General features: G+C 42.9%; 12 protein-coding genes. 6 read left to right on the top strand and 6 right to left on the bottom strand.

The window, feature by feature from the left end; translation table 11 throughout:
* Positions 1 to 556 precede the first annotated feature (556 nt).
* From L2740_RS11640 to L2740_RS11625, 4 genes are all read left to right on the top strand, one after another.
* The gene (locus tag L2740_RS11640) at positions 557 to 1,606 is read left to right on the top strand and encodes a hypothetical protein (protein ID WP_248950373.1); all 1,050 of its coding nucleotides are present in this window, start codon (positions 557 to 559) and stop codon (positions 1,604 to 1,606) included.
* A gap of 137 nt (positions 1,607 to 1,743) precedes the next feature.
* Positions 1,744 to 2,148 carry a hypothetical protein gene (locus L2740_RS11635; RefSeq protein ID WP_248950372.1) on the top strand — a complete coding sequence of 135 codons (405 nt, stop codon included), beginning with the start codon at positions 1,744 to 1,746 and terminating at the stop codon, positions 2,146 to 2,148.
* 593 nt (positions 2,149 to 2,741) lie between these two features.
* The gene (locus L2740_RS11630; protein ID WP_248950371.1) at positions 2,742 to 3,278 is read left to right on the top strand and encodes a hypothetical protein; all 537 of its coding nucleotides are present in this window, start codon (positions 2,742 to 2,744) and stop codon (positions 3,276 to 3,278) included.
* A gap of 125 nt (positions 3,279 to 3,403) precedes the next feature.
* Positions 3,404 to 3,835 (top strand): GNAT family N-acetyltransferase, encoded by a 432-nt coding sequence (locus L2740_RS11625; RefSeq protein ID WP_248950370.1) that lies wholly within the window; start codon positions 3,404 to 3,406, stop codon positions 3,833 to 3,835.
* Positions 3,836 to 4,101: 266 nt separating this feature from the next.
* Here the strand turns inward: L2740_RS11625 and L2740_RS11620 are convergent, their stop codons facing one another.
* The 3 genes from L2740_RS11620 to L2740_RS11610 all read right to left on the bottom strand — a co-directional run bounded on the left by L2740_RS11620 (position 4,102) and on the right by L2740_RS11610 (position 9,932).
* Positions 4,102 to 5,358 (bottom strand): peptidoglycan DD-metalloendopeptidase family protein, encoded by a 1,257-nt coding sequence (locus tag L2740_RS11620; protein WP_248950448.1) that lies wholly within the window; start codon positions 5,356 to 5,358, stop codon positions 4,102 to 4,104.
* Positions 5,359 to 5,733: 375 nt separating this feature from the next.
* Entirely contained in the window at positions 5,734 to 8,790 is a 3,057-nt protein-coding gene (locus L2740_RS11615; protein WP_248950368.1) for an SbcC/MukB-like Walker B domain-containing protein, read from the bottom strand.
* The gene (locus L2740_RS11610; protein ID WP_248950367.1) at positions 8,787 to 9,932 is read right to left on the bottom strand and encodes an exonuclease SbcCD subunit D; all 1,146 of its coding nucleotides are present in this window, start codon (positions 9,930 to 9,932) and stop codon (positions 8,787 to 8,789) included. The genes L2740_RS11615 and L2740_RS11610 overlap by 4 nt, the downstream gene beginning before the upstream one ends.
* Before the next feature lie 313 nt (positions 9,933 to 10,245).
* Here L2740_RS11610 and L2740_RS11605 point away from each other — a divergent pair, with 313 nt between their 5' ends.
* Together L2740_RS11605 and L2740_RS11600 are read left to right on the top strand one after the other, a co-directional pair.
* Positions 10,246 to 11,496 carry a valine--pyruvate transaminase gene (locus L2740_RS11605; protein ID WP_248950365.1) on the top strand — a complete coding sequence of 417 codons (1,251 nt, stop codon included), beginning with the start codon at positions 10,246 to 10,248 and terminating at the stop codon, positions 11,494 to 11,496.
* Between the two features lie 581 nt (positions 11,497 to 12,077).
* A complete protein-coding gene (locus L2740_RS11600) occupies positions 12,078 to 16,595 on the top strand; it encodes an SslE/AcfD family lipoprotein zinc metalloprotease (RefSeq protein WP_248950363.1) in 4,518 nt (1,505 codons plus the stop codon).
* 75 nt (positions 16,596 to 16,670) lie between these two features.
* Here L2740_RS11600 and ftsZ read toward each other — a convergent pair whose 3' ends face one another.
* From ftsZ to L2740_RS11585, 3 genes are all read right to left on the bottom strand, one after another.
* Entirely contained in the window at positions 16,671 to 17,870 is a 1,200-nt protein-coding gene (ftsZ, locus tag L2740_RS11595; RefSeq protein WP_248950361.1) for a cell division protein FtsZ, read from the bottom strand.
* 32 nt (positions 17,871 to 17,902) lie between these two features.
* A complete protein-coding gene (locus L2740_RS11590; RefSeq protein WP_248950360.1) occupies positions 17,903 to 18,931 on the bottom strand; it encodes a helix-turn-helix transcriptional regulator in 1,029 nt (342 codons plus the stop codon).
* 240 nt (positions 18,932 to 19,171) lie between these two features.
* On the bottom strand, positions 19,172 to 20,893 hold the full coding sequence (locus L2740_RS11585) for a phospho-sugar mutase (RefSeq protein ID WP_248950359.1): 1,722 nt from the start codon (positions 20,891 to 20,893) through the stop codon (positions 19,172 to 19,174).
* Positions 20,894 to 21,063 lie beyond the last annotated feature (170 nt).

Here is a 21,063-nt window from a genome sequence, read left to right as displayed (position 1 = left end):
AAAATGAAGGCTGGTTACATTTCCTGTGTATCATTGCCATGGGTTAACCCGTTTGAACTTCTAGCTATGTAGTTATTAATCGCCTGCAGCGGGCGCATGTGCAGATACTGCTGCGAGACGCTGTGAATATGTCCCTATACGCTCTGCGGTTTCATCCCTGAAACCGAAGCCCGCAGCCGTATCTGCACTCGGTTAGCCAAGCATAATTCTGCTGATTAGGAGTAATGGCTATAAGGCTAGTTCACTATTCATATCTATCGCTTATTCGCTCCGCCCCCTTTATGTATGTTCAAAACCTGCCTCGGAATTATCATTTAGGCCGGAGCCTAGTGATTGTTCTTTCTGTGTGAATATTGCACTTTATGCAATGTAGGAGCTTCTTTGTTTCACTCAGATAAAGAAACAAGGAATCAGTTCTTTCTATACTATAACTCATTGTTAATAATCTAGTTTACTGTTAGTCTTGAGTGATTAAAGTATTGGCGACCTGTTCTTATTAAGAGCGTTCTTATTCGGAATTCAGCCTAATATACTGTTATATTTTCCGGAGGTTTTGATGAAAGGTTGTGCTTTATTTCAGTTTATTTACCCAGGCAATATTCGAATTTTGCCGGGAGAAGCTTTTTTTGATTTTCAAGGAGACAGATTTTGCATCAGTGTTAGCCCACACTTAAACGCTGTCAATACACTTTCAGTAAATGACAAAATAGTCCGAGTTCCTGCCGAAAATTCCAAGGGTTTTAAATATGCGTTTGATGCTCCAAGATATGCAGCTGACAATCAAATATGTAATTACGTAGAAAATCAGGATGGTTTCCTTGATGTAAGTCTTATGATGGATACTGATGGTAAAGGACATACTCAACTTAGCAACTCTAGCACGGTTACCCATGTTCGAATTGCGTTAGAATCAAATCAGCTGTGTTATGAAACCGAGTTAAAAGCAATTGGTGCGTTAAACCATTTCATTCGTGTATACAGATACGCGACTCTTGATACATCCATCAAAGAAACTGCTTATATGACTGGCTTTAAGCCTTTTATATACGCAGGATTCAAGCCATATACTGAGCAGCATTTAGAAAAAATCACAGATCAACGAATTCACGAACTATTTAATGATTGGGTTGCTGATGCAACTCGTTTTTCATCGATGCAACCTCGCAATCTGTCAGATGCCGAATTTGGTAATATTAATCGCAATGAAGTGACGGGACATGTTGCTTATTACCTTAACTCTGGTGATTTTCCAAGCTGGCGTATTACGTTGATACGAGCTTATGAAATGGCAAATGAGCAAGAGAATTACAGTGCAGCAGTGCTTGAATCATTTATTGCGTTAGAAGTTGCATTATTTGACATGCTTAATTTATTACGAACTCATGGTCGCCAAATTAAGAAATACAAAAAAATCTTCGATGTAATTGAAAAGGCTTTGCCTGAGTTGTTTGGTGACGAAGTTTCTGAGTTAGTAGTAAAGCTTAATCAATTCCGTACAGTTAGGAATAATATTGTTCATAATGGATATGTTCCGACAGAGGAAGAGTGCTCGTTATGTTTATCTGTGGCAGACGAAGCTTTTAAGTTTATAGACACAAAAATATAACAAACTGTTTAAGTGTGATTTACAACGCGTAGCATTTTTACTACGCGTTAGGTTTAGTGTTTAAGGTGGTAAGCGGAGGCTTTCGTATTGCGTTGCTCACACCTTAATGCGGCGTTAAGGCTCATAGAGGTCGAGCTATGTACAAGGAAGCAGAAGAAAAACTTAATGAAGGCCTAAGTCCTGTATCGAGATGGATCTTGGGCTTCGTTTCAGGATTGTTCGGCTTGGCAATGATACTCATGGCGCCGGAATCAAGTGCCCCTTTAGGTTTTATCGGCTTTGGTGCCTTTTTCTTGTTAATTGCTATGGCTTGCATTTTTAAAGGTCGTATTCGTCAGTTCGTTGGTAGCCTTATCGGTACCGCTGTTTTTTGTGCTGCACTTGGTTATGTATATTCTCAAGTCACTGGCGGCCCAGTCGACTCAGGCAGCCGAAGCCAGCCATCTATTATAAATTCGCTATTATTCCTTTTGGTGTTCGGCATACCTGGTATCTCGTATGCAATAAAAGCAAAATTTGGTCTAGTAGGTCCCCGGCAATGAGTAAAGCCTTAACAAGTTGCTCAAGCGTGACAATTTTAAACGTGGCTTCGCCATAAAGTTGCCCCTTAGCAAGGCGTTACCACATATCTGATTGCCATAGTTCCCTTAATGGCAGCAGTCATTTTCAGAGCTTTAACGCTAACTAATTTCTCTCCAAAACCGAGTTAGGGAACAAAACTAGCACTGCAATAGCCATAGATATGCTGCCATTGTTCATCCCAGTCTAAAAGACTTTCAACTTGGGTCGGAGTCCCGCGCTGCTGATCAAATCAATATGGCCGAGATTGAGGGAATGGTCACTCTTAAAGGCAATCAGATACTTTACGTTATAGACGGTTGCACGCTACAGATCGTTTTAGCGCCAAATGGGCTATCTGTTAGCAGAATCTTGTTTCTATTAACAACAGAATGGGTGTGACGGGTTAAATGTCTCATTTGATGGCAAATACTTAAAGGTTGAGCAAACTCAATTGTCTGACAAATAACGATAATGTAAGCTACTAAACCGCAACCAAATAACTAGCTGACGGTAAGCACGGCAATTTAAGCTTATGGTCAATTCCCTACTAAAACCATTCAATCAGAGTTGTAATATGCACGATATTCAAGAGTTAAGTGAACTTTATGAAAAGCAGGTAAGCCGATTAATTGAAGAAAATATTGAAGGCTTAACATTCTATGTTAAGCAAGAAGCCTTCTCACACATGACTATCTCTGCAGCCTTTTGGCATGGCGATTTATACTGGAATATTTGGAATAAAGACGGCAGTAAGTTTGAGCCACACACTAGACTCTCACATGATGAGTTTATTGTTGAAGACGTATATTTTAATAAAGATGAAGCAACTGTGAAGCTGCGAGCAGTTTATGCCAAATGGAATGAAGCCACAGCAAACGATGAAGATGATGAAGAAGACGCTAATGGTGAACATTTATTCTCACGGCTGATCAGACAATCTCATCAAGCATTGGCTATTGCATTTCACAGCGATACTGTTACCCAGCAACTAATGAGTATATTAGTGCAAAACCCACACTTTGAAGCGGCGCAGTTTAATCAAGTCGTCCGAGTTGAAGATCCAGATGGTCAATTTGAATTTAACTTTTTGGATGTTACCAATAAAGAATAACGGATAAAAATAGCTGCCTCGCCTTAACAGTTTATTACCTGCTTGGTGGACAATTCAACTGCCTTAAGATTAGAATGCCCGCTCGCGGCTGCACATAAATTTCAGTCAACTTTAAAGAGAATGCGATGATTGTAGAAAATGTGCTTCCTGAAAATTACGCTGAAATGCTTAATGTTTGGGAAAATTCAGTCCGAGCGACTCATGACTTCATAACAGAAGAAGATATTGAGTTTTTTAAACCTATTATCATGCAGCAAGCTTTTCCTGCTGTAACCTTGAGATGTGTTAAAAGCGCAGCAGGTTCAATTTTAGGCTTTGTGGGCAGCCACGATGTAAAGGTTGAAATGCTGTTTATCTCAAATGAAGCCAGAGGAAAAGGCATTGGTAAGCTGCTACTGCAGTACGCTATAGAGCAGTTCGGCATCAGCAAAGTCGACGTCAATGAACAGAATCCACAAGCTGTTGGTTTTTACCAGCATATGGGGTTCAAAGTCGCTTCACGCTCGCCACTTGATGATATGGGAAAACCTTTTCCAATTCTGCACATGACACTTTAACGCTCGGTTTGTCGTCACCCGATTGCTAGAAGATCCGCCCAAAGCTAATAACTTTGGGCGTTTCCGTATCTGCGGCTCAAAATCTCTCAATAGCCGATTTTGTGTCAGGGACTTACCTAAGTGAATAGTCTAATTGAATAGCCTAGACGTATAGCCTAGATAAATAGCGCTCCAATCAGTATAAGTTGCGTGCTCAACATGCAAAAGCCACCTACTGTATACTCCTAATAGGTGGCTTTTATTGTTCATGTCGATGCTTAGAAAACTTAGGCTATACCCATCATCATCTTACGTATTTTCACTATATGGCTAAATTCAGTCATCTCTTTTGACGATAGCTTACTCGCCATTGGGATCTTAGCTTTCATCGGATCGACTGGGCGGCCATTAATGTGGAACTCATAATGCAGGTGTGGACCGGTAATACGCCCTGTATTGCCTGAAAGTGCAATCACTTGGCCACGAGATACTCGTTGACCTTTATGCACCAGTGATTTAGACAAATGCAGATAACGGGTACGATACTTATTACCGTGCTCTATCACTACGTATTTACCAGCATAACGATGATCAGTAACCAAAGACACGATACCATCGCCTGGTGCGACAATCTTAGTGCCGATTGGTGTAGCAAAGTCAGTACCATTATGCGGCGATGTACGGCCTGTTACTGGGTGGTGACGGTGACGATTAAAGCGTGAGCTTATGCGGTAGTTTTTCATCAGCGGAATACGCTGAAACGCTCGTGCTAGGCTTTCGCCTTTCTCATCATAAAAGTTACCATCGGTATGCTGATAAGCATTTATACTGCTTGAGCCGCGTTCAATCGTAACACCAAGTACATGGCTGTTACCTGTAGCTTCGCCATCAATAAACTGATCGTTCATCAGCACCGAAAACTTGTCACCTGCTCGTAAGTCTCTGGCGAAATTTAACTTCTCTTTTAATAGCGATTCAACTCGTTGAATTTCACCGGCATTTAAGCCCATCTTTTGTGCTGACACATAAAAAGAGCCATGAATTTGGCCCGATATCGCTCTATCACGCCAAATACCTTCAATATTGACCTCTTCAACATTGAATGAGCCGTCATCGAATCGGCTAAAAATCACTTGGCGTGCAGCGTTAAAGTACAGGCTTAGTTTTTCTAACTCGCCAGCATCATTAAGCCAAAACTGAATGTTGTTGCCCGGCATTAATGTATCTAAAGCCAATACATTTAAATCGGCTTCTAACACGCGGTACATTGTCTGTTGATCTACACCACCTTGCTCAAATAAGCCGCTTAAGGTGTCACCTTTAACAATCTGCTTTTGAAAATCGGCAACGGGCTCTAATACTTCAGCACTGGGTATGGTGGCGCTTTTTTCGAGAATAGATTCAATATCTAACTGAACGGGGATCCTTTGCGGTAATAATTCAGAATGCTTTGGCAGCAACAATGCGGTACCAATCACTAACACTGACCCCAGTAGCAGTTTACGATGTATTGGTGGCAGTGCTGCCAAACGGTTTCGAGACATATTTAACATAGAAAATTTACTTGCGCGCAACCTGGGCCTCAACTTTCATTATTCTGATTATCTTTTTGACTATAAAACCCCGCTAAAACGAGGTTTGATGCCAAGTTATATCAAAATAATTGCTATTTACAAACTGATCCGCTGCACAAAATAGTTAACTCAGTTGCGAAAGGCTATGGTTACCACAGCTATAAACAAAGAAACCCCGCTGTATTTGCTATAAAAAATCCACAAATACAGCAGGGTTTCTAATAAATTTAATCGCACTGACTATGTTGAATCATTATGACAGCTAGCCCTCATAGCGAAGTGCATTTGCTAACTATCTATTGATATACCAGCTAACCACAAGTTAACCTCTATCAGCGAGTAAGCTTAAGGTAAAACAATATTAACCTCGCTGCCCATGGCAGTCTTTTTAAGGTCAATACGGCTGCCAATTTGCTCTTTCATCTCAGTTACATGCGAGATCACCCCAACCATGCGCCCTGCCGACTGTAAGTCCATCAAGGTGCGAATAGCCAGTTCGAGCGAGTCTTGATCTAAACTGCCAAAGCCTTCGTCAATAAATAAGGTATCTAACTTAATGCCACCAGCATAAGCTTGCACCACATCAGACAATCCGAGTGCCATTGAAAGTGCCGCCATAAAGCTTTCGCCGCCGCTTAGCGTGGCAATCGAGCGTACTTTGGCGGTATAAGCATCTTCCACTTCAAGCTCTAAGCCGGACGCTTTATTGCCTTTGGCACGTTCTTCTTTACGCAATAAACGGTAACGGCCTTTACTCATAAGCTGTAAACGCTGGCTCGCCGCTAGCAATACATCATCGAGCAACACACTGAGCACAAAGCGCTGCAAGCTGATCTTATTGCCCGTTTGGCCATTCGCGATATCAGATAAAGTACCTACAACAGCATATTGCGACTCAAGCTGCTTTGCCTGTGTGTTTAGCTCCGTTAGCTGATGCTGAGTTTGCGCCAGTTGTTGTACCCGAGCGCGAAGTTTCTGCCATTGATCTAACACTTGGTTAGCTTTAGCGCTGATCTCAGTTTTCTCTTGGCTAAGCTTATCAACATCAAGCTGTTCAATATCCGTTAATTGGCTATCAAGTTGTTCGATATTCGCTTGGTTGCTAATTTTGCGTTGTTCAAAATCTTTAATCAGCAATTCAAGTTGCGACTGGCTAGCACTATCTAACAGTGCGGCTTCATAGGCGGCTAAATCAACAAACTGAGATTCTTGCAACTGAGTACTAAACTCCGCATGCGCTTGCTCAAATAGTTGCTCTGCGGTGACTTGCGTTTGCTGCGCCGCTTTTAACGCCTCTTTTATCGCGGCATGGTTTTGCTGCGCGTTGGCATGCTCAGTACGCAGGTTTTGTAACTTACTTTGCTCCGCTTCAATGCTTTGTTTTAGTCTGTCAATTTCTTGGTTGAGCTTATCAGCGCTTGCAATATCATCTGGCAGATTAGCTTTAAGTTGTTGCAACTGACCTTTATCACTGGCCATTTGCTCTTTTAGTCCGGTGTAATGCTCTCTTACTTGGTCTAACTGCTGAGTTAATGCCTGCTCTTGTTGCTGCATATTAATCAGCTGAGATTCTACCTGAGCTTGGTTTTGCTGCGCTTTTTCTGCGTCATTAAACTGCTGACTAACTTGAGCGAATTTAGCACTGAGCTCTTCAAAGCTACTCTTTGCGACATCTGCTAATTGACTTTGTAACTCATTAGCGCGCTGCTCTAAATTACTCACGCTTTGTTGCAATAAGCGGTAATCATTACGGGCTTGATTTAGCTTATTAAACGCCTCATTTTCAGCTTGCTGCGCTTGCTCTCTAGCTTCATCCGATGGCGGTGTTTCTTGGCTACTGGCAAGATTTGGATGCTCTAAGCTGCCACAAACTGGGCAAGCGTCACCAGGATTTAATTTGGCGGCAAGAATCGCTGCCTGACCTGTATGCCATTTAAACTGCAAAGTTTCATTTTCGGTTTTCAGCGCTTGATGATGCTGACTAAGCTCAGCACCATTGCGCTTAGCTTGTTGCAATTTAGTTAAGTTATTAGCGATGTCATTGTTCAGGCTTTGCCACTGCTGATAAATACTCAAGTGCTGCTTAGTATCGTTGAGCTGTTGCTGCAATGATAACAGCGGCGCGGCTTGCGCTTTTAATCCATCTAGCTGATTTTGCGCTGCCAGCTTTTGCTCGCTTAATGCTTCAGCTTGCTGCTTAAGCCCTTTACCCTGCTGCTCGCTATGCTGCATTGCTTGCTCTTTTTGGGCAAGCTTAGCAACGAGTCGATCTATCTCTGTAAGCTGCGGGATCAGATCTTGGCGCTGCTTCATCTGTTGCTGCGCGGCTAAAATCTGGCTTTCTATTTCAGGCAACTGGCTAATATTGGTTTCTGAATCCGCTAAGGCTTTAGCGCTTTGTTGCTCTTGCTGCTGCTTTGCTACAAGCGCTGATTTAGCTTGGGTGAACTCAGCTTGTCGTGCGTTTACCGACTGCTGCAAGGGTTGCAGTAATTGCGCCCGCTTAGCAAGCTGCAATGCCTGTTGTTGCAGGTCAATATGCGGCTGCTGACTTAACAGCTCAGCTGAAAGCGCTTTAAGCTGAGTTAACTTATTTAAGTCAGCTTGCTGCTGCAAGGCTTTATCAAGCTTTTGATTACACGCTAATACCTGCTGCTCAGTTTCGGATTTTAATTGCTCTGCAGCAAGTAGCTCTGGCTGTAGCAGAGTTTGCTCATCAATAAGTGCTTGTTCATTTTCTATCTCAGCACCTTGGAATATACCGTCACGGCGATTACGCATGGCTTCGACGTCTTTGCGAATACCGCTTGCTTGCTGCTTTAATTTGTCTTCAATTTTGCGATAGATATGAGTTTGAAATAGCTGACTAAAGATCTTTTCTCGAGCTTTAGAATCTGCCATTAACAGCTCACGAAACTTACCTTGAGGTAGCACCATCACTTGGCGAAATTGATCGACATCTAGGCCAGTAAACTCTTCAATTTTTGCTGTGGCATCGGAGACTTTCGCCGCCACTAATGGTACTTCAGTGCCGTCTGCTTCTATTTTATAAAGCTGCGCTTCACTTTTTTGTACCGTAAAGCCTTCACCGCTTTTCTTGGCGCGTGGCTGCTCTGGCACTCGGCGAATATGAAAGTGTTGCTCACCAAGTTCAAACTTAAAACTGACTTCGGTTAGTAAACTATCATCTGCTAAATCGCAGCGCATTTGGCTGCCTTCACGCTCATCGCCTGTGGTTTTGCCATATAAGGCAAAACAGATAGCATCTAAAATCGTGGTTTTACCGGCGCCTGTGGGGCCGTTAATCAAAAACAAAGGGTTTTTACCCAAAGCTTCAAAATCAATAACTTGCTTAGCAGCAAACGGGCCAAAGGCCACCATAGTTAACGATAATGGTCTCATTGGTTATCCTCCGATTTATGCAGTGCATCTATCGTATCGACCATCATCTGCTGTTGTGCTTGAGTTAATGGCTCACCAGATACTTGACTAAAAAAGTCAGCAAACATTTCTAATTCGCCTTTTTTAATATGATCCGCTCGAATGCCCAATTGCTCATTACTCGCCATTAACCCTGTGCGCTCTAAGTGCAATACATTAGGGTAAACACTGCGCAGCTTACCCATAGCATCTAAAATGGCGTGTTTGTCAGATAAACGCACCATTAAATAATCATCGCGATTAGCATCGTTTTCAGCCGCTGCCAGCAGTTCATCGAGAGCGCCATCAACAATACGCACATCACGCATTGCTGTTAGCGGTAGTAAACTGATTTGGGGCTTATTGTCTGCGTCAAATTCCACCAAAGTCACTGACTTCTTTTGCTTTTGCTCACTAAATGAATATTTAAGAATGGAGCCAGAATAACGGGTATGCTCTTGCCCTTTATATTGCGGGCCATGCAAATGACCAAGTGCGGTGTAATCAAAATCCTTAAATAGACTTGGTGAGATCTTATCGGCGCCGCCAATACTTAATGGTCGCTCTGATTCCGACTCACTACCGCCATCTAAAAAGCAGTGACCTATCACCACTTTAGGTAGGCCTTGACTGTCGTGAGCCGTCACAGCCTCAAGCAGTGCTATCATCGCCTCTTCATGGGTGCTGGCAGCACAATCATATAAATGCCTTACTGTTGCAGGTTCTGCGTACGGTAGCGGATAAAACGCCGCCCCTCCCTGCTTACCTTGCAAAACAATCGGCTCAATATGAGACGTTAACGGACCAATAATATACAGGCCACTTTGCTGCATTTGGCGTGAAGCAAAACCCAGACGTTCATGTCCATCATGGTTACCAGCAATCATGATCACTTTAATGCCTAGCTCATTCACCAACTGATTAACCACCTCATCGAGCAGTGCCACGGCATTGGCTGGCGGTACTGAACGGTCGTATATATCCCCGGCAATGACAACGGCATCAACTTCATTAGACTTGGCCAACTCAACTATCTGCGTCAATACATGGCGCTGATCTTCTAACAAACTCTGGTTATGAAGCTGCCTGCCTATATGCCAGTCAGATGTATGGATAAATTTCATGGGATCTCGTATATCAATGCGGGGCTCGAGAAGAGTGAGCATGTTGTTTTTTAATTTGCATTGATAGTAAGAAAACTCAGCCAGTTTAACAATAGTCGCTGACGCAAGTTCGCCCCAGTAAAGTCTAGCGAGTTAGATTCTGCGCAAATTGAGCGCTTTTGCTTCAAATTAAATAACTGCGTAAAAAATTTACGATTTCATCAGTAAAATATGACTTATGCCAAATTAGTCACTAAAAACTGAAAAAATAAGTGCCTTTTACTCTGAGTATTGTTACTACAGGCATACATAGGCAATAGTGGTACGAGATAGCATGCAGTTTTCAAAGTTTGGTGAAAAATTTAATCGTTACTCCGGCATTACTCAGTTGATGGATGATCTTAATGAAGGCTTATCGACTCCCGGAGCAATTATGCTTGGTGGTGGCAATCCTGCCGCAATACCGGCAATGCAAGATTATTTTCAACAAGCGACCACTGATATGCTGGCCAATGGCGAACTTGTTGCCGCGCTCAGTAACTATGACGGCCCACAAGGCAAAGATGGCTTTCTTAAAGCGTTAGCAACACTTTTACGTGAAACCTACGGCTGGGATATTAGTGAAAAAAATATCAGCCTGAGTAACGGCAGCCAAAGCGCCTTCTTTTACCTGTTTAATCTGTTAGCGGGTAAGCAAGTTGATGGTAAATATAAGAAGATTTTATTGCCATTAGCGCCAGAGTATATCGGCTACGCCGACGCCGGCCTTGATGACGATATTTTTGTGTCTTATCGCCCTGATATTGAAATGCTAGAAAACCGCATGTTCAAGTATCATGTTGATTTTAAGCAGTTAGAAGTCGATGAGTCTATCGCTGCAATTTGCGTGTCACGACCAACCAACCCAACAGGCAATGTACTTACCGACCGTGAGGTTGCCCAGCTTGATGAGTTAGCCCGCGCTCACAATATTCCACTGATTATTGATAATGCTTATGGTACGCCTTTTCCTAACATTATCTTTGAAGATGTAACCCCGTTTTGGAACAGCAATACCATTTTGTGTATGAGTTTATCTAAACTAGGCTTACCCGGCGTGCGCTGCGGTATTGTTATCGCAAGTGAAGAAATCACTCAAGCACTCACGAATCTAAACGGTATTATTAGCTTAGCACCTGGCGGCTTTGGCCCTGCTATTGCCAAACATATGATTGAGTCAGGTGATTTATTGCGTTTAAGTGAAGAGGTTATCAAGCCTTTTTATCAGCAAAAATCCGAATTTGCGGTCGATTTATTACAGCAATCGATTAGCGACAGTCGTTTTAAAATCCATAAGCCAGAAGGCGCGATGTTCCTTTGGTTGTGGTTTGATGAATTGCCTATCAACACCATGGAGCTTTATCAGCGCCTAAAAGCGCGTGGAGTATTGATTGTTCCGGGCGAGTATTTCTTCTTTGGCCAAAAACAACAATGGCAACACGCGCACCAATGTTTGCGTATGAACTATGTGCAAGACGAAGCTAAAATGCGCGCTGGTATTGCGATTATTAGTGAAGAAGTAAATAAAGCCTACGCCGGCTTATAAGCCGCATTTTAATCTAATGATTACTTACTGCCACACTTAGCACCGACTTTTAAAGCCAGCTATTTAAATGAGCTTTTTAAAATGGGCCTAATGTGCGCAGTGAGTTGAATGCTCAAAACTCAAAAGATTGCAGCGCAGGATTTAAGCTAATAGCACTAGCGTTCAATTGACGTGCCTTTTAATCTGCAAAAGTTCACTTAATAACGCCAGTGTTAAATTTGCGCAAGAAAACACTATTTAGATGCACTATTACCGCAATAAATATTAACCCCATTCCCTGCTTACAGAGCATCAGGCCAGATGCTAATTTAACCAACATAGTTAATCACTTAGTGAAATAATATTATATTTCCGGGCAGTTTATTGAGATAATATCCGGCCTTTTTATTTGGATTTGCGCTAAAAACTCAATATTTAAACTTTCCTGTCGCCTTAACGTTTAATCATCACCTCGATTAATTAACGCTTAAAACCTGTAGTTAACACACGTTTAAATTTAAAGAGCTTTTCTCTAAGGCCTAATCGCGATCGCGGATAGGTTTTAAAGAAAGCACCTTTGCTTTTGGTAATGAGATTATAGAATGAAAAAATTAATACTTGCTGTAGTAATAGGCAATTTATTGACCGCTTGTGGGGACGGCTCTGACGGCACAGTCAATCCTACTCTTCCATCATTTGACATCATTGATGACAAACTTTGCGAAGAGACTTTTAAGCAAACGCTATCCACTAGTGAACACTTTTTCTGTAGCACTGACTCAAAAGAGCAAATTAGTAACAGCGATGCACTAAAAGCAAACGCTTACCCAAGCACAGAAGCTTGCCAAAGCGCACTAACAAGCTTAGTTGCAGAGCAAGATACCTATACCAATAAGCAATGTTTTAGTGGCACAACTGAAACCATTCCACCAACAGAAATTCTGCCTGCGATAAAAACCTATCAAGGTAGTTTATTACTAAATGGTAAAACCCTATCAGGCCACATTAGCTGTAATGGTCAAGCTTTAGGCGATACAGGGCACTTTACCTTTAAAGATGGCGATAACGTAAGCTGCTCTTATGGTTCATTAGAGCTGTTAAACCAAGATATTCCGCTACCTGAAGGCTGGACACGTGATACTCATAACGCAATGGCGTTAGACATGAAAGATGAGTGGTCACATGCAATCAGTGTCACTGATGGCGCAAACGTCATGGCAAAAATTAGCACCTGCCCTGCTATCACAACTGAGATCTGTTTAGATGAATTAGATAGCTTTGATGTTGCACCGCTATTTTCTAGCGGAAACAGCCAAGATATTGATGCATTTTTAAATCCACCAGCTGCTGAAGAAACGGACGAAGTCGATAAAGCACCTAGCTCACACGTCGACAACACCCTAACACCAGAAGTCACAGAGGGAGCCAAGCCAGACATCAACGCTGGTTTTGTTTCTGCAGCAGCAGAAGATGCCTACACTTACAAGCCTAGCAGCGACGCACAAGTGTTAACTACAAGTGTATTAACTGATGCTTACGGTAAACCAGTCAAAGGCGTAAACTACTACACCAAATCATCCCGTGGTATCACTGATGAGACAGGTGCTATTGCCTATGTTTGGGGTGAAACAATCACCTTTGGTATCGATACATTTACCTTTGGTTCAGTCAAAGGTAATCAAGTTGACTACAAGTTATCGGATGTTTCTGAAAATGAAATCGTTAAGCGCAATATTGATGCGCTAACCGCACGTTACGCAACCCATTCACATGAAGTAGTTAGCTTTGATGACAAGGTGCATCAAGTTTTCGCTCAGTATCCAAATGCGATTAATGAAATCATTAATATCAATCTGCCAAACGGCGCGCAAATTGAAGATACCGAGTTCCGCGTACCAAATGAGTTTAATGCCCAGTTTGATAATGGCTTAGCGCAAATCATTGATACTGAACTAAATCAAAACCCAGCAGCACGCTATCAGGTTGCAAGTCCGCTATTGCAAAAGAGCCAGTATGTAACTGATACACTGCAACAACTGTATACCGATGTAGATCAGTTCCATGTTTTCCATGATAACACTGCATTTTATGGTGAAGTGGGTTACGCACGTTTCATGCGCTCAATGAACACCTCTAATACTGCATTCCCAGTATTAATGCCACGCAGTGATGTTAACTTCTGGCTACCTTTTGGTGCAGAGCAAGCTAACCGTCGTAATGATGGCTTCCCTTATGTTACGGATGCAAAGATCATTGATGCCGAATCTGATGTTGTATTAAAAAGACCTGAGTTAGTTGGCAAAGATACCGCGACCTACAATTTACCTGTGATTACAGCGGGCGAAATTGGTAAAGGCCATGTGGTATTTATGGGTAACAGCCTGTACCCAAATATCCTAAGTAAACCAGATAACTACTGGGCCGGTGGTGAAGATGCGGGTAAAGATAACGGCAGTATGCCAACCTTCTTTATGAACATGTTTACTTGGTTTGCGCCAGAGTATAACCATGGCAGCAATAGCGTTACTGTGGGTTCGAACATAGGTAAAGTGTGGGAGTCAAATGTTAACTCAAACAAGCAATATGACTTCTTTGTTGACGACTCATACAAGCTAACTGTCGAACCTATTACTAGCGGTGGTTACGACAGTCTTGATCCAAAAACGATGCCGCTCTTGATCCTACAAGCTTATGAAACGGCTATTTTTGGTGACGGTATGAGCGGTAAAGTACTGGCAGATATTGAGCAACCTAAACTAAATATAACCGACATTACAGCACTGATTAACTATATCAATGCTGGCGGTAATGTATTGTTTATGGATGCTATTGAGCAATTAAACCCAGAGCCTATTGCGCGCTTAGCTGACACTGCAGGGATTTCTTTAGGTGGCGCCAACCTTGCCCGCACTAAACAGGGATTCTGCGGTGAAAGTTACTATTGCCAAGCACCTAAGGCAAATACACGTGCGGTGTTGGAAGATACGCTAGTGACTTATGAAAAATTCGATGATATGTCGAAGTTTGTCATCAACCAAGATGGCACAGTCACATTCCCACGCCCTATCGACAAGCCAACTTTTGATGTAGCGACCTATACAAGCAAAAACAGTGACGGCACAGAGAAAACCAATTTTGCATTTTTCAGCGTTAAAAATGAGCAAGAACGCTTAGCCGCTGTTGCCAAAATCAAAGCTGAATTCCCGAAAGTCAAAGAGTGTACAGACGCTAGCTATGACTATGAAATTGGTTGTATTGAAACTCGTAAAGGTCATGGTGTATCGACAGGTGGCACCTACTTTAGGCCACGCTTTAGCCGTTATGAGATCTCACCAGAAGTTGTAAGCACTATGGTGAAAGCGGCAAACCTTGGCGCAAACGTTGAAAAACTATACCAACATGAAATCTACTACCGCAGTAAAGGCATTGAAGGCACACGTTTATCGCTAAATGAGTTAAACCAAACCTACGATAACCTGTCTATTTGGTTCTGGAATGACGAGCAGTACAAGTACGATCCAAGTGCTCAAGACGAACTAGGATTTAAAAAAGCGGTTGAGTTTTTAAACTGTTATACCTCTAATGAGCATCAGCCTGATAGTGCTTGTAGCAAGCAAACTCATCAAAAGTTAACTGACTACGGCATGCTGACGGAAATTGGCGAGCTTAACCCTAGTTATCCACTAAATTACCAAGAGAAACCGTTAACTCGTATTATGCTTGGTCGTTCATATTGGGATAACGAAATTAGCGTTGATACTAGCATTTACCCTGGTAACACCGCTACAGTTGGCAGCAATGCAAGCGTTGAAATTGAAACATTCAACAATGCCGTTATCGGTACAGCAAACAACATGCAATCGACTGGTCTTTGGGCAATTAAACATGCTCCAGTGACAGTAACAGGCGCTCATGATGCAACGATTACCGTTGCGCTAGTTGATGATGTTACCGGTAAACATCAGCATGAAGTCGCACTTAAGCGTCCTTCTCGCGTACAAAAATCATGGACACATAAAGCAGGAGCAAGCACTGAAATCATCGCACCTTATGGCGGTCTGATTTATATCAAACCCGCTAAAACTGACACCCAAAACTTGGTAGAGTTTGGCTTTAGCAATGTGTTACAAGCCTCTTTGTGGAAAGACGGTGACTGGCAAAACCCTGTTAACTCAGAAGTTCCTTTAGCTGAAATTGTTACAGGTCACTTTGTTTACACTACACCAGTGAAAAACGTTGCAGAGACTAACATCCAAGAGTTTGCTGATGGCATGAACAGCTTTGCTAACAAAGCCAGTGACTTCCATGCTCGCGATAACTCAGAAGGTAATATGCGCTTTACCGACAAGTCATTACCTGAGCATAGTCACCGTTTTGTAAACGATGTGCAGATCTCAATTGGCGCAGCGCACTCTGGCTATCCGGTTATGAGCACCACCTACAAGCCTAATAGCAACATCATACCAACTAACCCGGTTAATGACTGGTTATTGTGGCATGAAGTGGGTCATAACTTGGCGGCAGCACCATTTAACGTAAAAGGTGCCACCGAAGTTGCTAACAACATCCTAGCGCTATACATGCAAGAGCAGCGTGATAATGGCATGGGCGAAATGGATCGCATTAAAACTGACATTCAAAAAGCGCCTATGATGATTGACCGCTATCACGGCCATGTTTGGAGTCACGGTGATGCAGGTTCACGCTTAGTGATGTTTGCGCAGTTAAAGATTTGGGGCGAAAGCCACTTTAAGATTGCCGATCATTTTGCAGCAGACGCAATTCCTAGCTATTACGGTAAAGACGAAGGCTGGAACATGATTAAAATGATGCACCGCGAAGCACGCAACATCAATAATCAAGCTTGTTCTGCACGAAACTCACTAGGTCTGCGTGAAGGTGATTTGCTTATGGCCTGTGCCTCTCAAGTATCTGGTTATGATCTAACTAGCTTCTTTGAAGCATGGAACCCAAGCGAAGTGTCTGTAATCACACCTGATGGAAGTCGTGATTACGAAGGCGGGATCACAACTCAAGGAACAAGCTATGTTGGTTCACTAGAACTTGCTATTCCAGAGGTGAAACCAGAGTCAATTGCATCAACTAATGCTAAGTTCTAACTCCATTGCTAGCAACTTAGAATAACAACATAATAAAGCCCCTTTGTAACGATAGGGGCTTTTTATTTTGTCGCATTAAGGCTCATTCACTTGCTGTCTTCGGGTATAAGTTGGGATCTCTAACACCGATGTTGCATGTTCGCCTTTATTGCCCGGCAAAGGGTTTGCTGCAGGACTTGAGATAGCTTTTTGTTTTAAAAAATCATGCACATTAACCAACTCTGAACTAACAAACCTTGGCTTAACCATGCTTTCTGTTGTGTCTGTTTCACTAATTACTTCATGAGTGTTTACGTTATTATCAGCCATGTTTGCTTGTGCTTGGATCCCAGTTGCAATAACCATTAGCTCTAGCTCACAATCAAGCTCCGGGACTATGGTCAAACCGATAATCACAAATGCTCCAGGAGCCAGTTGCTGATGTAAAGTTTCACCTATTTTATGGTATTGGCTTAACTCGATATTCTCAGTCGCTATCACACTGACTATCGCACCTTTAGCTTGGGTTAAATCTACGTTTTCCTGTAATGGATTTTTAAGTGCGTTGCTTATTGTAAGCTGTAGCTCCTCACCTTCTAATTGTCTAGCGACTCCCATCGCTGCTCGGCCTTGGTGACTAATCACAGCGATAAAGTCATTTAAGTCAATATTAATCAACCCTGATTGACTGATAGTCGTAGTTAAGCCTTGTAAGACATCTTGCAATACGCGATTACTTTCAAAAAAAGCATTGATTAATCTAATTTTTTTATCAAGAGCTTCCATCAACTTGTCGTTAGGTAGAACAATCACCGCATTGGAATGCTGCATAAGCTGCTCAACACCAGCTTGAGCTAGAGCACTCCTATTCTGACCTTCAAAACTAAAAGGCGTTGTCACAACCGCTACCAAAGGTTTATTAAGCTCTGCAGCGACTTCTGCAATAAATGGAATGGCGCCAGTACCTGTACCACCGCCCATTCCCCCAGTAATAAAGATAATATCAGCGCGCTCTATATGTTCTTTCAATATAACTTCAGATTCTTTAGCGGCCTGACACCCTTTTTCAGGGCTTGCTCCTGCACCTAGCCCTTTGGTTACCTCTAATCCAATCTGTAAACGGATACTGCACTGAGAAATCATTAATGATTGTGCGTCAGTGTTTACCGCAATAAGCTCTACATTTTCGTGTAAAGCAGACTGACTTAATTGATTAATGGTATTGCAACCACAGCCCCCTACGCCAAATACTGCGATACGGGGTGCATGTTGGTTTGGGCTGACTAAATCAAACATTTAGCGTACTCCTAAATTGGGATATTAGGAACTTAACTGACTGGCGCGACAAGGTCCGTCGCAGCATTTTGGTATCGAGTATTCATTTTGTGGATAAGACCAATAAAATAAGACCTTAATTTTATCGGCGCCATAACTTCAACCTTGTCATTTATATTCCACAGCCAAGTTCGTAATTTTGGCGTGTCTTTGACAGTGGCCTTAACTAAGTAACGTCCGTCAGTAACCTGCTCTATCGTTTGGTTATCACTTAACCTAACCCCACGTAAAATAAAGCTTGCCGATGGAGTAAACAGTAACTCTATGTCAATCAAAGCTCCCTCACTCGCCTGAGCGCTGCGCCCGATATCAAAATCGTCTCGAGTTATAGCAGCGGAATCGAGCAACCTGACATTACGTAATAAATTTATTGGTTTGGCATAGCGGGTTACGTGAGTCGTACCAACAGTAAAAGCAAGTAAAGCAACGCCATCTGAAATTTTAATTCCTTCAGGGTTCACCGGTTGGTAATCAATCCAATAACGCTTACCTTTTATCACTCGTTCAATTTGACAGGCAATTTGACGTTTGTGTAGCAGTGCATATTGCACCGTTTTAAGTGTTTCTGGATCTGACTCTACATAGGTAAAAGGATAAGGTTCAGGTAACTGCGCCACACGACAGGCCCAATAAAGCCAAGGATTATTAGGATCATTTGCTAAAACTTGATCTGCACGCTCAAAATAAGGCGTGAGCTGCTCGATACTTTCTGGCGGTAACAACTGCTGTGCATTGCGTTTTAAAATATGCAGCCCCAACGCCATATGCTGATCCATCAAGGTCAAATTAAGGCCACGCCAACAGGCTGCGATTGACCACCCAAAAGGTTTACAGCGCTCATCTAAAGCTAAACCAAATAGCCCCATGTCATACATCGCCTTAAGCTCCCGCTGCACGGTACGCAGACCGACTTCGTAGCCACGATTATGCAGCATGTCAGTTAACATATTGGCAGTGACACGCCTTGGCGCAGTAGGGATTAGTTCTAACATAACAAGTTGGCGCTGGATATTTGCTTGCATCTACAATTTCTCAATAACTTCTATGCAGTTAGCATAATACCAGCTTGCGACAAGATATGACGCAGCAAGTTTTTTTGTAAAACTTTTAGGTTCTGCTTGAGAGCAATATTCGATTCACAAAGTGAAGTTGAGTATAAGTAAAAAAAGAGCAGCTTACGCTGCTCTCTATATCGTGTTAATCATTATCCTATTAATAATGTTAGCTGGCTTTTTGCTGGCAGTAATAACTGCTCCACATCACTACTGCGGTAACGCTGCCTGATGCTCGCTAATAAAACGATCCATTTCGTCTTGAGCGCGGCGCTGTGCGCTGGCTAACGTATCTTCTGCCGTCATTGTTGCTACCACTTCGTAATAACATTTAATTTTTGGCTCTGTGCCTGACGGCCTAACAATCACCCTAGCGCCATTGTCTAAACGGTAAATCAGCACGTCACTGGTTGGCAGAGCAATATCTTCTTCACTGCCATCGCTAAATACACGTTTGCTGATGCTGATATCATCGGTTGATAACACTTTATGCCCGGCGATCGTTAACGGTGGATATTGACGCAAATGAGCACCAATATTTGGCGTGGTCGGTTTAAGGGCTATACTCACCTGCGCGTTGAGGTGAAAACCATGTTCACGATAAATACTTTCAAGCCTGTCCCAAATGGTTTGCCCTTGGCTGGCAAGCTCAGCGGTTAATTGCGCAAATGCCACTAACGCTGATAAGCCATCTTTGTCCCATACCATTGAGCCAACGGTGTAACCTAAGGCTTCTTCATAGGCAAATAGGAAACGATTGTCATCCGTTTCTTCACTCATACCGACATTCGTCAACCATTTAAAGCCTGTGAGTGTAGTGCGGCAATTAGCCTGTAAGCTTTGGGCCACTTTTGACAATAAGCTGGAAGAAACAATAGTCGTGCAGGTTAGCTTTTCATTTTCATTAGCATGGGTCAGTAAGTAATGGCCAAATAGCACTCCCACTTGATCACCGGTTAGCATTTGGTAATCGCCACTATCTGTGCGCACTGCAACCGCAAAACGATCAGCATCAGGATCATTGGCGCAAGCTAACATAGCGCCATGCTTTTTCGCCTCAGCAATCACCATATCCATCGCGCCTTTCTCTTCAGGATTCGGAAAATTCACCGTTGGAAAATCGCCATCTGGCTGCGCTTGTTCGGCTACCGAATGCACCTTGGTAAAGCCTGCATCTTTTAGCACATCAAGTGCCATTTTGTTGCCCACACCGTGCATAGCTGTATACGCCAAGCTAACCAAATCAGGTTGAGTATGATTTTGTAAAACGCCGGCTTGGTTAACGCCGCTACGGTAAGCTTGATAAAACTCGGCTTCTAACATAACAAGCAAGTTTGCCGCTTGCGCCTGCTGGGCGTCTAATAAACTAATATTTTCTGTTGCGGCCTTATCAATACAAGCCGCAATACCACTATCATGTGGCGGAATAATTTGTGCGCCGTTGCCCCAATACACTTTGTAGCCGTTATATTGTGGCGGGTTGTGACTCGCAGTAACCACAATACCTGCCGCAGCACCTAAATGCAGAACGCCAAATGCGACTAACGGCGTAGCGGCAACATCAGCAGTTAGATAAACCTTAACCCCTAAGGCTGTTAATACACCTGCAGCATCATGAGCAAATTGTTTTGAGTCATGGCGACCGTCATAACCAATAATGACGCCACGGGTTGCAACATCGCTAATTTGCGCCTTTAAATAAGCGCCTAAACCTGCCGTGGTTTGCTGCACAACTAAGCGGTTCATGCGTGTTGGCCCTGCACCAACCACGCCACGAAGGCCTGCGGTACCAAAGGCTAAACGGCCATTAAAACGCGCTTCTAGCTCACTGACATTACTCGCATCGACCAACTGCTGCAGCTCTTGCTGCATTAGTGGATCAGGGTCGCTTTCAATCCAACGGTTAACTCTTAATGCTAACTGCGTGTCCATAACTCACTCCATTCGCTATTTAATCGGTAATACCAAGGTGTTAGCGCAAGCTTGTTAAACTAACTTAGGCACAAGACCCGTTGGATTACCTCAACCTTAATTAACTAAACACTAAGCCTAGCAGCATGCTAGAACAAGACAATTTGCATTAAATTTTCACCATTAACCGC

Source organism: Shewanella pneumatophori (assembly GCF_023283895.1).
GTDB lineage: Bacteria > Pseudomonadota > Gammaproteobacteria > Enterobacterales > Shewanellaceae > Shewanella > Shewanella pneumatophori.
Note: the sequence above shows the minus strand (reverse complement) of the source record. Positions and strands in the feature narration are given on the sequence as shown.

Bases quoted from the DNA above. Each gene is read 5' to 3' on its own strand.
- L2740_RS11640 (WP_248950373.1), top strand. From the start codon at position 557: ATGAAAGGTTGTGCTTTATTTCAGTTTATTTACCCAGGCAATATTCGA.
- L2740_RS11635 (WP_248950372.1), top strand. From the start codon at position 1,744: ATGTACAAGGAAGCAGAAGAAAAACTTAATGAAGGCCTAAGTCCTGTA.
- L2740_RS11630 (WP_248950371.1), top strand. From the start codon at position 2,742: ATGCACGATATTCAAGAGTTAAGTGAACTTTATGAAAAGCAGGTAAGC.
- L2740_RS11625 (WP_248950370.1), top strand. From the start codon at position 3,404: ATGATTGTAGAAAATGTGCTTCCTGAAAATTACGCTGAAATGCTTAAT.
- L2740_RS11620 (WP_248950448.1), bottom strand. From the start codon at position 5,358: ATGTCTCGAAACCGTTTGGCAGCACTGCCACCAATACATCGTAAACTG.
- L2740_RS11615 (WP_248950368.1), bottom strand. From the start codon at position 8,790: ATGAGACCATTATCGTTAACTATGGTGGCCTTTGGCCCGTTTGCTGCT.
- L2740_RS11610 (WP_248950367.1), bottom strand. From the start codon at position 9,932: ATGAAATTTATCCATACATCTGACTGGCATATAGGCAGGCAGCTTCAT.
- L2740_RS11605 (WP_248950365.1), top strand. From the start codon at position 10,246: ATGCAGTTTTCAAAGTTTGGTGAAAAATTTAATCGTTACTCCGGCATT.
- L2740_RS11600 (WP_248950363.1), top strand. From the start codon at position 12,078: ATGAAAAAATTAATACTTGCTGTAGTAATAGGCAATTTATTGACCGCT.
- ftsZ (WP_248950361.1), bottom strand. From the start codon at position 17,870: ATGTTTGATTTAGTCAGCCCAAACCAACATGCACCCCGTATCGCAGTA.
- L2740_RS11590 (WP_248950360.1), bottom strand. From the start codon at position 18,931: ATGCAAGCAAATATCCAGCGCCAACTTGTTATGTTAGAACTAATCCCT.
- L2740_RS11585 (WP_248950359.1), bottom strand. From the start codon at position 20,893: ATGGACACGCAGTTAGCATTAAGAGTTAACCGTTGGATTGAAAGCGAC.